The following is a 13991-nucleotide window of genomic DNA, read 5'->3' as shown; positions in this document are numbered from 1 at the left end:
TGCGCGAAAGGGTAAACGCGAAAGGCGGCCGTCCCGCTTCGGTACAGGCCTCTCTAGTCGGTGCGGCCCCAACGCCAGCGCCAGCCACCCCGCGTGCGGCGCGCGCAGATCGGCAGGATAAGCGCGCTCACCGCGAGAAACAGGCCGATGGCGCCGGGCCGTGCGCCATAGGTGTCTTTCTGAAAGAGGATCACGCAGCCAGCGATGGCGGCAAAGTAGAGGGCGTAGAGCAGCCAGCCCTGCCAGCGGATCGGAAGGCCCGAGCCCAGGCCATAGCGCTTGGGGGCGAACCAGGCGCGGGCCTCGGCCTCTTTCCTCGCCTTCTCGGCGCGGGCGGCCTCGCGGGCCTTGCGCGTATTGCGGGTGCTCATGTCTCCTCACTCCCGTGCTTTGGCGTGGATGTCGCAGGGGGACGGCCGCGCCGTGAGGGCGGGCTGACCGGAACCTTGACCCCGCGCCGGGCCAGTGCCTCGCGCAGCAGGACCTCGATCTCGGCATTCACCGAGCGCAGGTCACCCGCCGCGGCCCGCTCCAGCGCGGCGTGAAGCTCGGGATCGAGCCGCAGGGGGAAGGCCTTCTTCGCGGGGCTGGGCATGACGGGCCGCCGGGATGCCTTACTACTGGTAGAGCGAGCCGGCGTTGACGACGGGCTGGGTGTCCCGCTCGCCGCACAGCACGACCATGAGGTTGGAGACCATCGCGGCGCGGCGTTCGTCGTCGAGTTCGACGACCTCCTTTTCCGAGAGCTGCGCCAGCGCCATCTCGACCATCGAGACTGCGCCTTCGACCAGCTTGCGGCGCGCGGCGATGACGGCTTCGGCCTGCTGGCGGCGCAGCATGGCGCCCGCGATCTCAGGGGCGTAGGCAAGGTGGGTGAGGCCGCATTCGTCGACGGTGACGCCCGCCACGCGCAGGCGCTCGTTCAGTTCTTCGCGCAGCTCGCGGTTGACGTCCTCGTGGCTGCCGCGCAGCGTCTTGTCCTCGTCCTCGCCATCGTAGGGATAGCGCGAACCGATGGTGCGCACCGCCGCCTCGATCTGCACGTCGACAAAGCTGTGGTAGTCGTCGACATCGTAGAGCGCCTGGGCGGTGTCGGAGACGCGCCAGACGACGTTGGCGGCGATCTCGATGGGGTTGCCGCGCAGGTCATTCACCTTGAGCTTTTCCGAGACGATGTTGTTGGTGCGCACCGAGACCTTGGACTTCATCATCCACGGCCAGGTCCAGCGCAGGCCCGTCGAGCGGTCGGTCCCGCGGTAGCTGCCGAACAGAACGATGGCCGCGCCCTGGTTGGGCTGCACCATGTAGAAGCCGGGCAGGACGAGCAGCGCGGCCAGCGCGCAAGGCACCAGCAGCAGCAGGAAGAGCGGCGAGCCCGCGCTCACTCCGCCGACCACGCTGAACAGGGCGAGCAGCACGAGGCCAGCGAGCACGAGCAGCATGAGGTAGCCGTTGAAGGCGGACGCGGGGCGCTCGCGGCTGGCGTTCATCGGCTGAAGGTTGGCGGACATCGATAGGCTCTCCCTGTTAAAGTGATATCATATTAATATCGTTTTGCGGTGCAGGTCAAGGTGCAGGAGGGCACCTGCGGGACGGCGCGGTTGTAACAAGAGCGTTTTGGTCTTATATACGAGGTGCGGGCCGGGCCCCTCTGGCGCGAGCGATTGAGCCTCTTCCATGCGGAGCGCTGATCGCCGCGTGATGTCGGACCGCATCGGGAAAGACCGATGCAACGATCCGGGTCGCGCATGTATTCACGGGTCCAAATTGCGGTTTCAGGGGCAAACTTACACCGCCCCATGCAACCAAGCGTCGTCTCGACCGATCGAACTATCACATGCGTTCGACAGGGAATGACCGATGACTGATAAGATGTATGCAATGCTCGAGACGCTGGCGCGACTGGATTCGCGGCTTCGTCGCCTGCAGGCCGGACGCACGTCCGATCCGGCCCTGATCTCCCTCCTGCTCACGGCAAAGGAAACCCTTCGGAACAGGCTCCAGCGCCTGCCATCCCCCATGGCAACGGCCTGACAGCGGCCTGTTCCTGCGCCGGCGCGTAAGTCCCCCTCCGACGCGCCGGCGCTTCCTTTTCCCCGTACCAAGCAGGTCCTGATCCATGGAATTTCTATCGACCTACTGGATGGGCACGAGCCTGTGGTTCTGGTTCGCGTTCATTGCCATCGTCATCGCCCTGACCGCCTTCGATCTTGGCGTCCTGCACAAGGACGACAAGGAAATGGGCATTGGCGAATCGCTCAAGCTGTCGGTCTTCTACATCGGCATCGCCATGATCTTCGGCGGCTGGATCTGGGTCCAGAAGGGCCCCACCGCGGGCATGGAGTACTACACCGGCTACTTCATCGAGAAGGCGCTCTCGATCGACAACGTCTTCGTCATCTCGATGATCTTCAGCTTCTTTGCCGTGGAGCGCAAATACCAGTACCGCGCACTCCTGTGGGGTATCCTCGCGGTGATCGTGCTGCGCGGGATCATGATCGCGGGCGGCGCGGCAATGATCGAGAGCGCCTACTGGGTGATGTACCTGTTCGCCGCGTTCCTGATCTTCACCGGCCTCAAGATGCTGGTGACGGGCGAGAGCGAGCCGGACGTGGGCAACAACGCGGCCGTGCGCTGGATCTCCACGCACATGCGCGTCACCAAGGAGCACCACGCCGAGCACTTCTTCGTGAAGGTTCCGGCCAATCCCGAGGCCCCCGAGGGCGCGCGCGGGAGCCGTCTGGTATGGGCCGCGACGCCGCTGTTCCTGGCCCTCGTCGTCATCAACCTGGCCGACCTTGTCTTCGCGGTCGATTCGGTTCCGGCGATCTTCACGATCACGCGCGACACCTTCATCGTCTACACCTCGAACATCATGGCGATCCTGGGCCTGCGCGCGCTGTACTTCGCGCTCGCCGCGATGGTCCACCGCTTCCACTACCTGCAGTACGCGCTCGCGCTCGTCCTTGTCTTCATCGGGGGCAAGATCTTCGTCTCCGACTTCCTGCTGTCGGGCGCCAAGATTCCGCCGGTCTTCAGCCTGGGCGTGACCGTCGCGCTGATTGCGGGCGGGGTGATCTGGTCGCTGCTTATGACGCGCGGGGAAGAGGCGAAGAAGGTCTGAGGAATGAAGATTTCCGAGGGCCATCGCCCTCGGGCTCCCCATAATGTCTAGCTCACCTGCCGCGCGCCGCCCTGGCCGAGAAAGGTGAGGTCGCCCATTCCGGGGTCAAGGGGCGATGGCCCCTTGAATCAATCTTCCTTCTTCAATCCTCGCTCCTCAGCAGCGCGTGCCGTTCCCGCACCAAGGCAATGTCCGGACCAGAGAGGTGCTCGGCGGCCTGCTCGGCCAGCCGGTCCATCTCGTCCAGCAGCAACCGGCGCCGGTGCGCGGAGGTTACCTGCTGCGACGCGGTGTGGAGGGCTTCGAGTGCCATGAGCGCGGCAAGGCGGCTGGTCGCCACCGCGCTGCGCATGGCGATGAAGCCGCGCTGGAGAAAGTGCGCGAAGTCGCTGTGGAGGCGCGCGACGGGGCAGGCGGGATCGCCCCTGTTCCAGGTCTCGAAGGCAAGGTCCCGGCGCCCGAAATCGGCGGTCGCCGCGCCAATCCAGTGGAGCGCGGTAATCGCGGTGAAGGGATCGTTGATGCCCGGCGACAGCGCGCGCAGGGCAATCTCGACCAGTTCGTCCATCGAGAACTCGATATCCTGTTCGGCCGTGCGCGAGGCGCCGAGCGCCATCGTCGCGCGCACCTCATCGGGGAAGGCGCCTTCAAGGCGGCGCGCGTCGGTATGGGCAAGGACCACGCCGGGATAGACGAAGTCGCCGGTGCGCACGGCCAGGTTGACGAGGTGATCGTGGCGCGCGGCGACCTCGCACAGGGTGTCGAGTTCGATCACGCGCACGTAGCCGGTCTCCTGCGCGCAGATGGGCTCACCCTGCGGCGTCGCGCGCCGGGCCGGATCGCGCGAACCTTCCTCGGGATAGCGCGTGGCGATCTGGCGCAGGAGCCGCCGGCCGATCGATTCGAGCACGGTGTCGATGCGGATGCTGGCAGGGATGTGGTGGAGGAAATAGACCAGCACCGCCGTCGTCACGATCAGGAAGGCGAACGCGACAAGGAGCGAGATCTGGGGCACGAAGGCTTCGTCTCCGCCGCCGCCGCGCATCGCGCGCAGGACGGTGAGGCCATAGACGAAGGTGCCGATGAAGGTTGCGAGGCTGAGCTGGTTGCCCTTGTCCTCCATGAAATTAGTGAGGAGGCGGGGGCCATAGTTGCCGCTGGCATAGGCCACCGCGGCAAGCGTGATCGAGAACACCGTGCCCGCCACGCCCAGCATCGAGCCGGTGGCAACGCCCAGGAGATCACTTGCATCCGAGGCGTGCATCGGGCGCAGCCAGCCATCCTCGACGAACTGCGCGAGGGCGTCAGTATGGTCCAGTTCCACCGTCAGTGTGCCCAGCAGCACCGAGCACAGCGCAAAGAGGGCAGGGTAGAACCAGTAGCTGGCGCGCAGGGCGTACCAGTACGAATGCAGGCGGGCGATCATTGACGTTTTCCTTCCAACCGGCAAAGTGCACGAAAGCACACGCTTGTTCCCCCCAATCCGGTCGGAGACCCCTTTTCGCGATGGCGCGCCTCATCCTGTTCAACAAGCCTTTCGACGTGCTCTCGCAGTTCACCGATGCCCGCTCGCCCAGTCCGCGCGCGACGCTGTCGGACTATATCGACGTGCCCGGCGTCTACCCGGCCGGGCGGCTCGACCGCGACAGCGAGGGGCTCCTGCTCCTGACCGACGACGGGCGGCTGCAGTCGCGCATCTCGGACCCGAAGTACAAGACCGAGAAGACCTACCTCGTCCAGGTCGAGCGCGAGCCTGACGAAGCCGCGCTCGCCGCGCTGCGCAAGGGCGTGATGCTGAAGGATGGCATGACCCGCCCGGCCGACGTGCGCCGGATCGACGAGCCGGACCTGTGGGCGCGTACCCCGCCTGTGCGCTTTCGCAAGTCGGTGCCCGACTGCTGGCTGGAGCTCACTATCCGCGAGGGACGCAACCGGCAGGTGCGGCGCATGACCGCCGCGGTGGGCCACCCGACGCTCAGGCTGGTGCGCTGGCGGATCGGGGACTGGACCCTTGAGGGCATCGCCAATGGCGAATGGCGCGAGGCGTGAGGGGGATGCGCGCAAGGCTTGCCTTCGCTGCGGCTCTGGGGCTGGTCCTCGCGGGTCCGGCCTTCGCGCAGGACAAGGAGGACCCGCTCACCCGGCCCGTCGCGCTGCAATATGCCGAGGCTTTCGGGGAGCCCGGTCCGCCGCGTCTGGTTCATGGGGCGACCTGGTCGCTGGGCTCGCCCACGCTCGCGGTCACGCTGATCGACAGCGGGGCAGGGCTCGTGCTGATCGATGCCGGGCTTGCGCAGTGGGCTCCGGTCCTCGAGGCGCATCTGACCCAGATCGGCTATGACATTGCCGACGTGAAGCTGATCCTCAGCACCGAGCCGCACTACGATCACGCCAGTGGCCTGGCCGCGCTTGCCCGCGACAGCGGCGCGAAGGTGCTGGCAAGCGCGGCGGGGGCCAAGGTGCTGCGCGAAGGCCACTCGACCCGCAGCGATCCGCAACTGGACGAGCTGTTCGCCTATGCTCCGGTGCCTGAGGTGACGGTGGTTAGCGATGGCGAGGTGGTGCGTCTGGGCGGGCTGGAACTGACCGCGCACGCGACGCCCGGCCACACGCCGGGAAGCCTCACCTGGTCCTGGCAAAGCTGCGCGAATGCGGACGGCTGCCGCAATCTTGTCGCGGCGGCCAGCCTGACTTCGCGCACCGATGGCACCTATCGCTATTCCGCGCCCGAGAATGCCGGGGCGCTGGCCGCGTTCCGGGACGGGCTGACGCACCTGGCAGGGCTTCCCTGCGATCAGGTGCTCAGCCGCCATCCCGCCCATGCGCAAGCGGCGGGCGCGACAGGGGCGCAGCCGTGCAAGGCGCTCTCGGCGCATTTCGGCGCGGCGCTCGACGCGCAGCTGGAACAGGAAGCGGCCTCAGGGCAGCCCTGAGGCGGGCGCGGCCAGAACGCCGCGGGCAACCAGATCGCGGATGCGTCGGCGCTGCGCCTGAGCGTGATTCTCGCCGGGGGCGGGCGGCGCATCGAAGCGGGCGGCGGCGTAGTCGGGGGCATGGAGCCCGCTCTGAAGCTGGAGCAGCGCGTTGGCAGGCCCGGGGGTGCAGCGCGCGCGGCGCTGGGCCTCGATATCGAGCGTGGCCGTGATCGCGCGGGCACCGGCATCGGGGGAGGCGGCCAGCACGTTGCCGTGGTAGTCCACGATTTCGCTGGGCTGCATGTCGCCGAGCGGATTGCCGTCGGCCTCGCCTACCGGACCCAGGTTCGCGGTCAGCATGTAGGCCATGTTCTCGTAGGCGCGCAGGCGCCGGGCCATGACGGGCAGCGCCGGATCGTTTGCGTCAGGTGCGTCGGGGGCGCGTTTTGCCGGGGAACTGGGCGTCACGTTGGGCGAGGCGAGGCAGGTGGCGACGACTTCGGCGCCCCGCAAGGCAAGGCTGCGCACCATTTCGGGCCAGTTCGCATCGGTCCCCACCGTCAGGCCGATCCGGCCCAGCGGGGTATCGGCCACGGGAAACAGCGGATCCTCGCCGTACAACTCGCGCCATTGGGGCAGGACATCGCTCGGCCGGGTCTTGCCGGTAAGATCGTAGAGCTTGCGGTAGGTGAGCGCGGTCTCGCCTGAGGGGGAGAGCAGGAGCCCGGTCAGGAAATAGCGCCCGGGAAACGCGGCGATGGCCTCGACCGGATTGAGGACGAGGTAGGCGCCTGCGCGCTGCGCGGCGGCGCGAAGCCGGGCGATCTCGGGGCCGGAGAGGTCCACCGCGCCCGCTTCCCATTGCTCGGGCGCAAGGCGCACAAGCGGCATCTGCAGGCAGAACTCGGAAAAGACGAGGAGTTTTGCGCCGCTCTCGCCCGCCGTGCGTTCGATGGCGCGCGCGACGGTCTCGACATTGGCGGCGAGCGCCTCGGGCAGGGGTGCGCCGCTGGAGGACCAGGTGGGCCGCACGCGGGTCTGCACGCAGGCCGCTGTGTAGGGCGCGATGGCACGGGGCACACCCGCACGCGACGCGGCGGAAAGGAAGGGGGCGCCCGCCGCCAGTCCTGCGCCCAGCAAGGCGGCTTCACGCAGGACGGTGCGGCGGGCGGGCATGTCTCAGCGGTTTCCCAGGTCGCCCTTGCCGACCGTGCCCGAGGCCATTTCGAGCATGGCATCGAGGCTCTTCTTGGCGTCGAGGCGCAGGGTTTCCTCGATCTCGATCTTCGGCTCCAGGTCACGCAGCGCGATATAGAGCTTTTCCATGGTGTTGAGCGCCATGTAGGGGCAGATGTTGCAGTTGCAGTTGCCGTCCGCACCCGGCGCGCCGATGAAGGTCTTGTTCGGGAGCGCGCGTTCCATCTGGTGGATGATGTGCGGCTCGGTCGCGACGATCAGCGTGTCGCCTTCCATCGCCTTGGCGTAGTTCAGGATGCCGCTGGTCGAGCCCACGTAATCGGCGTGGTCGACGATGGTGGGCGGGCATTCCGGGTGCGCGGCAATCGGCGCGCCGGGATGCTGCGCCTTGAGCTTCAGAAGCTCGGTCTCGCTGAAGGCCTCATGCACGATGCACACGCCCGGCCAGAGCAGCATCTCGCGGTTGAACTTGCGCGACAGGTAGCCGCCCAGGTGCCGGTCGGGGCCGAAGATGATCTTCTGGTCGGCCGGGATCTGCTGGAGGATCGTTTCTGCACTGGAGCTGGTCACGATCACGTCCGAGAGCGCCTTCACCTCGGTCGAGCAGTTGATGTAGGTGAGCGCGATGTGGTCCGGGTGGGCCTCGCGGAACGCCTTGAACTTCTCGGGCGGGCAGGAATCTTCCAGGCTGCAGCCCGCTTCCATGTCGGGCAGGATCACGGTCTTCTCGGGCGAGAGGATCTTGGCGACTTCGGCCATGAACTTGACGCCGCAAAAGGCGATGACGTCCGCGTCGGTCTCGGCGGCCTTGCGGCTGAGTTCCAGGCTGTCGCCCACGAAGTCGGCCAGGTCCTGCAGCTCGGGCTTCTGGTAGTAGTGGGCGAGGATGACGGCGTTGCGCTCCTTGCGCAGACGCTCGATCTCGGCCCGCAGATCGAGGCCCTTCAGATCGGCACGATCAGGCATGGCAGTCATGGCGGATTTCCCTTCGGTCCTTGTCCGGGCGTCTCGGTTCGCGGCGCGCCTGCGCCCGGTCCTGTGCCCTTTTGCGGCTTACTTAGGGGCGGGTGTGCAAGGACCCAAGGGAAAAATGCGCAAGGGCGCGGCGGACGGCGGCCTGGCCGCCAGGTGGACGCGCTTAGCCTTGCGCGATGCGCTCGGCCAGCGCGTGGACGGCGGGGAGACGGCCCATCATCTCGACCAGGGTGTGCGAGAAGGCCACGGCTCCAAGCGAGACCAGCGTGGCGCGGTGGACCCGCCCGAACTGCGCCAGATCGTGGCGTGCGACCAGAGCCAGGACGCCCAGTTGCAGCACCATGACCGCAAATTCACCCCAGGGCTGCATCAGCGGGAAGGGGAGGAGCCGTCCCAGCGCGGGTTCCAGGATCATCACGTTGGCGCCCACGATCAGGCGCGGGTGCGCCGTGATGTCGCGGCCGAGCGCGATGACCGCGCCCAGCACCAAGGCGCCGAAAGTCGCGATGTTGATGGTGTTGAGCGTCAGGAAGTAGGACGGCGCAAAGAAGCCGGGCACATGGCGGCTCGCCACGCTCATGTAGGTGGAATAGGCGCCCAGCACCACGACGCCGAGCGCGAGGACGAGGGCGATGGTCCCGGTCTGGCGATGGCGGGCGACATCGCCGCGCGCGATCAGCGTGGGCTGGAGGACGAAGAAACCGAGCCAGGCGAGCATCGCGGCGGCGTGTAGATGGATCCACAGCGGCGCCGCGCCGACATCGACGAATCCGCGCGCGGTAAATTGCAGGAACGCGAAGAGATCAAACGCCGCGATTCCCAGCGCGACTTTTTGCCAGAAGCTCAGTGCCTTGGTCTTGGCAGGTGCCAAGCTTGCCATATGTCTTCCCCCAGTTTTTCGGTTTTTCTGGGGGGCAGAGTACGTCAACTCGTGCGATTTGCGAAATCCTGTTTTACATTTTCGCAATTATCGCCGGGGTGCTGTCAAGCGATTCCCTCGGGCAAATGCCACGCATCGCCGCAGCGCACGACCAGGTCGCGGCGCTCGAGGTCGATGAGGTGGGCCAGCACGGAGCGGCCTGCCGCGGGCCAGAGGCGCTCGTCGACGCCCTTGTACATGAGAGGGACCATGGCCGGGATGGTGGTGTTGCCCGCCTCGATCTGGCGCAGGATCTGGCGCTCGCGGCTGCGCCGGTGGCCCAGCATCCCGCGCACGAGCTGGTGGGGCTTGGTGATCGCAGGGCCATGCGCGGGAAAGTAGATGGTGTCCTGCGTACGCTCGTAGAGCCGCGCGAGGCTGGAGAGGTAGTCGCTCATGTCGCCGTCGGGCGGAGAGACGACGCTGGTCGACCAGCCCATGACGTGATCGCCCGTGAACAGCGCGCCGGTCTCTTCCAGCGCAAAGCACAGGTGGTTGGAGGTGTGGCCAGGCGTCGCAACGGCGGTGAGCGTCCAGCCTTCGCCCGAAATGCTCTCGCCGTCGGCCAGCACGCGGGAGGGGCGGTAGTCGGCGTCGAAGGCGGCATCGGCGCGCGGGCCGTCGTCCTCCAGCGTGAGCGGCGCGCAGCCGATGATGGGGGCGCCCGTGCGCGCGCTCAGCGGCGCGGCTGCGGGCGAGTGGTCGCGGTGGGTGTGGGTGCACGCGATGGCGACGAGGCGGGCCTCGCCCAGCGCGTCGAGGATCGCGGCGAGGTGCTCTTCTTGCGCCGGGCCGGGATCGATCACCGCGACTTCGGCGCCATCGCCCACGAGGTAGGTCTGGGTGCCGGTGTAGGTGAAGGGCGAGGGATTGCGCGCGAGCACGCGCCGTACCTTGGGGGCAATCGTCTCGGCCAGGGCATAAGGCCGCTCGGGTTCCGCGTCGCTCTGCATGGAGGCGCTATGGGGGCTTGGGGCGTCCATGTCGAGGCGTGTCGGCTGCGAGGAGCGCGCGCCGGGCGATCAGCTGGCGAGGCGGCCCTCGATGCGCTGGCGCAGCCGTTCGATGGCGCTGGCCGCCGCGGCCTCCTCGCGCGACAGGCTCCAGGTCTCGTCGAGGCGCTCCAGGCGCGCGTAGAAGGTGCGGGTGCGCGCGACGAGGCGGGTGATCCCGGCGTCAAGCAGGGCCTCGTCGCATTCGCGTCCCTCGCGGGCATGGCGCAGGTCCTGGGCCAGCCGTCCGTGGCGGCGCAGCTGCTCCTCTCCGATCTCGCCCATGAAATAGGCGCGGTGCTGGAGCAGCCAGGCAATCGCGTGCATCATGCGCGTGGTCGTGGCGAGCCCGACGCGCGAATAGGCGATGCGGATGCGCTCCTCGTCGGTGCTGGGCGCCTTCGCGCCGGACGCCGGACGGGCCGGGGGCGCAAGCTGGCCGGACATCCGGCCGGACGCGGAGAAAGTCCCGCGCACGTCCTCCGACAGCGCGAGCGCCTCGCGGTAGAGGCCCTCCACGATGCGGGGGCAGATGGCCAGCGTGTGGGTCATGGCCAACAGCTATTTCGCATGCGCGAATCAGGGGCAATGGGAAAGGTGCGCAAACCCGTGCCGGGCAGGGCATGTGTCCCTGACTGGCACGGTTTACGGTTGATGTACTTTAACCTTTATCACGGATTTACCCTGATTTTTCGCACGAGGCCGAGAGTTGCGCGCCGGATCGCGGTGAGTCTCAGGCGATGATGTCGGGAATCAGGTAGTCCTCGATATGGGTGATCTGGTCCTTTAGGCCCAGCTTGCGCTTTTTCAGGCGTGCAATCTGCATCTGGTCAGTGCCGCCCGCCGCGCGCAGGGCATCGATCGCGGCGTCGAGGTCGCGGTGCTCGATCCGCAGGATTTCCAGCCGTTTACGCATTTCCTCTTCGGTCACGGCGGATTCCTCGAACGCTAGAATGGGCCCGTTTGTGCAGTGCAATTGGTGAATCCGGCCTGACGCAGGTTTCACGCAACTCACCGATATGTAGCAATCCCGGACTTCGCAAGATGCTGTGAATGTGGTTCCCTTCGATTGCGCCGGTCCCTGAGAACCGAGTCGCCAATCCGGGCCACCGGAAAGAGGGATCGCGTATCCACGAAAGAGGAGACACCATTCATGGAAAGTTCTCACGTCAGCGCCCTGCAGCTCAAGCACGCCGGTATCGATCGCCGGCTTCACGACGAATTGAGCCGCCCGATGCCTGATGCCGTGGTGATACAGGCCCTCAAGAAGCGAAAGCTGATGATCAAGGAGGAGATCGGCCGGGGCTGAACGCTTCGCGCTGGGCCTCGCGCCGCGCGTGACGCGGCCTTTTCCAGCCCTGTTTTGGGACAAGCTCCTCCGGAAGCGGAGGCCTTATCCATAGCTGGGTCGATTTGCGCGCTCCAACCGCGTTTCCAAACGCCCGCGTTTGGGGTACTCCCCAAGGCATGACCAGCGGAGCCGTCGACGCAGCACGAAACATCCTCACCGGCCTTCACGAGGTGATGGCCTCGCGCCAACACGCGCAGGCCAAGCTCAATACGGTCGTGGAAGTGATCGGGGAGAGCCTCCATTCGGAGGTCTGCTCGATCTACCTCCTGCGTGAGGGCATGCTGGAGCTCTTCGCCACGCGCGGCCTGGCCCAGGAGGCCGTCCACGTGACGCGCCTGGCCATTGGTGAGGGTCTCGTCGGCACGATTGCCGAGAAGATCGAGACCCTCAACCTGGCCGAGGCTGCGGCCCACCCCGACTTCTCCTATCGTCCGGAAACGGGCGAGGAAAAATTCCACTCCTTCGCGGGCGTCCCCATCGTGCGGCGCGAGCGGGCCGTGGGCGTCTTGGGCGTCCAGCATGTCGAGCGGCGGCGCTACGAGGAAGTGGAAATCGAGGCGCTGCAGACCGTGGCGATGGTGCTCTCCGAGCTCATCACCAACGCAGGCCTGATTGACGACGAGGACACCGCCTCGCTCGATCCTGCGCACAACGCGCCCGAGCAGCTGCGCGGCCTGTCGCTGGTCAAGGGACTGGCGCAGGGCACGGCGGTCTACCACCAGCCGCGCGTCACCATTGAGCACATCGTCGCCCAGGACACCGAGGCCGAGCGCCAGCGCGTGATCCTTGCCTTCGACAAGATGCGCGAGCAGATCGACCGCATGGCCGGGCAGGCCGAGTTCGGCGTGGGCGGCGAGCATGAGGAAGTGCTCGAGACCTACCGCATGTTCGCCTATGACGAAGGCTGGACGCGCCGTATCAACGAGGCGATCGATTCCGGCCTTACCGCCGAAGCTGCCATCGAACGCGTGCAGCAGCGCACCCGCATGCGCATGCGCCAGATCGACGACGCGCTCCTGGCTGACCGCATGCACGATCTGGAGGACCTGGCGAACCGCTTGCTGCGCATCGTCTCGGGCCAGATCGGCACCGCCGCCTCGCTGGGTCTGCGCAACGATGCGATCCTGATCGCGCGCAATCTGGGGCCGGCCGAGCTCCTTGAGTACGACAAGCGACGCCTGAAGGGCGTGGTTCTGGAAGAGGGCTCGCTCACCAGCCACGTGGTGATCGTCGCGCGCGCGATGGGCATTCCGGTGCTGGGCCGCGTGCGGGGGCTTCGCGGCTACGTGCGCGAGGGCGACATGCTGCTGCTCGATGCCGAGCAGGGCATGGCGACCGTGCGCCCCTCGGCAGGGGCGATCGAGGCCTTCGAGGCGCGCTTTGCCAAGAATCGCGAGAAGCAGGCGGTCTACGCCTCGATGCGCGATGTCGAGCCGGTCACGAAGGATGGCACGCGCATCCAGGTGCGCATCAATGCTGGCCTGCGCGATGATATCGCCAATCTCAGCCTGACCGGCGCGGATGGCATTGGCCTCTTCCGCACCGAGTTCCAGTTCCTCGTCTCGGCCACGCTCCCGGCTCGCGAGCGCCAGACGCGGCTCTACCGCGACGTTCTCGATGCGGCGGGCTCCAAACCGGTGGTCTTCCGCACGGTCGACATCGGCGGCGACAAGACGCTGCCCTACCTGCGCCACGATGACGGCGAGGGTGAGGAGAACCCGGCGATGGGCTGGCGCGCGCTGCGCGTCGCGCTCGAACGTGAGGGGCTGCTCAAGGTTCAGGCGCGCGCGCTGCTCGAAGCGGCCGGAGGGCGCGAGCTCAACGTGATGTTCCCGCTCGTGGCTGAGCCCTGGGAGTTCGACGAGGCCAAGGCCGTGTTCGAGGGGCAGCTGGCGTACCTGCGCAAGACCAAGCGCATGCTGCCCGAGGCGATCCGCTACGGCGTCATGCTCGAGGTGCCTGCGCTGGCTGAGCAGCTCGACATTCTGGCCCCCAAGATCTCGTTCCTCTCCATCGGCACCAACGATCTGACCCAGTTCCTCTTTGCCGCAGACCGCTCCAACCCCAAGCTGGCCGAGCGTTATGACTGGCTCAGCCCCGCGATCCTGCGCTTCCTGCGCCGCGTGGTGACCTCGCTCGAGGGCAGCAACGTCGATATCGGCGTATGCGGCGAAATGGGCGGGCGCCGCCTGGAAGCGCTGGCGCTGCTGGGGCTGGGCATCCACCGCCTTTCGATCACCCCGGCTTCGGTCGGGCGCATCAAGGACCTTGTTGGCAAGACCGATCTGGGCGAGATCGAGACCGCGATGCGCGGCTGGCTGGCCGAGCCGCCCGCCAACTTGCGTGAGACGATGCACGCCTGGGCCTCGGCGCGCGGGCTTCTCACCGACTGATCCCTGCTGATCCTTGCATGGGGCCTGTGCGCCGTCGTGTCGCGCAGAAACGCGTGGGCGCGGACGGCAGACGTGCAAATTGCACGTTCTGGCGCGCGGTGGTGGGAAGGTGTCAAAACTTTTTG

16 protein-coding genes are annotated in these 13991 nt (G+C 67.0%); 6 read left to right on the top strand and 10 right to left on the bottom strand.

Translation table 11 applies throughout. The annotated features are described in order from the left end of the window. Nucleotides 1-53: 53 nt before the first annotated feature. The 3 genes from LC060_RS07280 to LC060_RS07270 are packed head-to-tail and all read right to left on the bottom strand — an operon-like array spanning nucleotide 54 to nucleotide 1511. A complete protein-coding gene (locus LC060_RS07280; RefSeq protein ID WP_226634047.1) occupies nucleotides 54-371 on the bottom strand; it encodes a hypothetical protein in 318 nt (105 codons plus the stop codon). Continuing rightward, nucleotides 368-595, bottom strand: a complete 228-nt coding sequence (locus tag LC060_RS07275) for a toxin-antitoxin system HicB family antitoxin (RefSeq protein WP_226634045.1) — start codon at nucleotides 593-595, stop codon at nucleotides 368-370. Before LC060_RS07275 ends, LC060_RS07280 begins: the two co-directional genes overlap by 4 nt. Nucleotides 596-617: 22 nt before the next feature. After that, nucleotides 618-1511, bottom strand: coding sequence for an SPFH domain-containing protein (locus tag LC060_RS07270; protein ID WP_226634043.1), 894 nt, complete (start codon nucleotides 1509-1511; stop codon nucleotides 618-620). Between the two features lie 349 nt (nucleotides 1512-1860). Between LC060_RS07270 and LC060_RS07265 the strand changes: the two genes are divergently transcribed. After that, nucleotides 1861-2034, top strand: coding sequence for a hypothetical protein (locus LC060_RS07265; protein ID WP_226634042.1), 174 nt, complete (start codon nucleotides 1861-1863; stop codon nucleotides 2032-2034). An 85-nt stretch (nucleotides 2035-2119) separates the two neighbouring features. Continuing rightward, nucleotides 2120-3124, top strand: coding sequence for a TerC family protein (locus LC060_RS07260; RefSeq protein WP_226634040.1), 1005 nt, complete (start codon nucleotides 2120-2122; stop codon nucleotides 3122-3124). Between the two features lie 142 nt (nucleotides 3125-3266). Here LC060_RS07260 and LC060_RS07255 read toward each other — a convergent pair whose 3' ends face one another. After that, the gene (locus LC060_RS07255) at nucleotides 3267-4550 is read right to left on the bottom strand and encodes a DUF2254 domain-containing protein (protein ID WP_226634038.1); all 1284 of its coding nucleotides are present in this window, start codon (nucleotides 4548-4550) and stop codon (nucleotides 3267-3269) included. Between the two features lie 80 nt (nucleotides 4551-4630). On the opposite strand from LC060_RS07255, the gene LC060_RS07250 reads away from it, so the two are divergent. Continuing rightward, entirely contained in the window at nucleotides 4631-5173 is a 543-nt protein-coding gene (locus LC060_RS07250) for a pseudouridine synthase (RefSeq protein ID WP_226634036.1), read from the top strand. Nucleotides 5174-5178: 5 nt separating this feature from the next. Beyond that, entirely contained in the window at nucleotides 5179-6057 is an 879-nt protein-coding gene (locus LC060_RS07245; RefSeq protein ID WP_226634034.1) for an MBL fold metallo-hydrolase, read from the top strand. Here the strand turns inward: LC060_RS07245 and LC060_RS07240 are convergent. The 6 genes from LC060_RS07240 to LC060_RS07215 form a co-directional block, all read right to left on the bottom strand. Beyond that, entirely contained in the window at nucleotides 6043-7215 is a 1173-nt protein-coding gene (locus LC060_RS07240) for a nitrilase-related carbon-nitrogen hydrolase (protein WP_226634032.1), read from the bottom strand. The two genes, LC060_RS07245 and LC060_RS07240, sit on opposite strands and share 15 nt — an antisense overlap. Nucleotides 7216-7218: 3 nt before the next feature. Next, nucleotides 7219-8211 carry a quinolinate synthase NadA gene (gene nadA / locus LC060_RS07235; protein WP_226634030.1) on the bottom strand — a complete coding sequence of 331 codons (993 nt, stop codon included), beginning with the start codon at nucleotides 8209-8211 and terminating at the stop codon, nucleotides 7219-7221. Nucleotides 8212-8374: 163 nt separating this feature from the next. Next, nucleotides 8375-9091 (bottom strand): hypothetical protein, encoded by a 717-nt coding sequence (locus tag LC060_RS07230; RefSeq protein ID WP_226634028.1) that lies wholly within the window; start codon nucleotides 9089-9091, stop codon nucleotides 8375-8377. 104 nt (nucleotides 9092-9195) lie between these two features. Next, nucleotides 9196-10083: an MBL fold metallo-hydrolase gene (locus tag LC060_RS07225; RefSeq protein ID WP_226634027.1), complete on the bottom strand. Its 888-nt coding sequence runs from the start codon at nucleotides 10081-10083 to the stop codon at nucleotides 9196-9198. A 69-nt stretch (nucleotides 10084-10152) separates the two neighbouring features. Continuing rightward, entirely contained in the window at nucleotides 10153-10674 is a 522-nt protein-coding gene (locus LC060_RS07220; RefSeq protein ID WP_226634025.1) for a DUF1465 family protein, read from the bottom strand. Nucleotides 10675-10855: 181 nt separating this feature from the next. Next, complete coding sequence (locus LC060_RS07215; RefSeq protein ID WP_148629274.1) at nucleotides 10856-11053, bottom strand: YdcH family protein; 198 nt, start codon at nucleotides 11051-11053, stop codon at nucleotides 10856-10858. 222 nt (nucleotides 11054-11275) lie between these two features. Here LC060_RS07215 and LC060_RS07210 point away from each other — a divergent pair, with 222 nt between their 5' ends. Both LC060_RS07210 and ptsP read left to right on the top strand, forming a co-directional pair. Then, nucleotides 11276-11431, top strand: coding sequence for a YdcH family protein (locus tag LC060_RS07210; RefSeq protein ID WP_084592079.1), 156 nt, complete (start codon nucleotides 11276-11278; stop codon nucleotides 11429-11431). Between the two features lie 158 nt (nucleotides 11432-11589). Continuing rightward, nucleotides 11590-13866 carry a phosphoenolpyruvate--protein phosphotransferase gene (gene ptsP, locus LC060_RS07205; protein ID WP_226634024.1) on the top strand — a complete coding sequence of 759 codons (2277 nt, stop codon included), beginning with the start codon at nucleotides 11590-11592 and terminating at the stop codon, nucleotides 13864-13866. Nucleotides 13867-13991 lie beyond the last annotated feature (125 nt).

Origin of the sequence: Novosphingobium profundi (genome assembly GCF_020524485.1) — a bacterium.
Classification (GTDB): Bacteria; Pseudomonadota; Alphaproteobacteria; order Sphingomonadales; family Sphingomonadaceae; genus Novosphingobium; species Novosphingobium profundi_A.
This window is presented reverse-complemented; position numbering and strand designations above follow the sequence as displayed.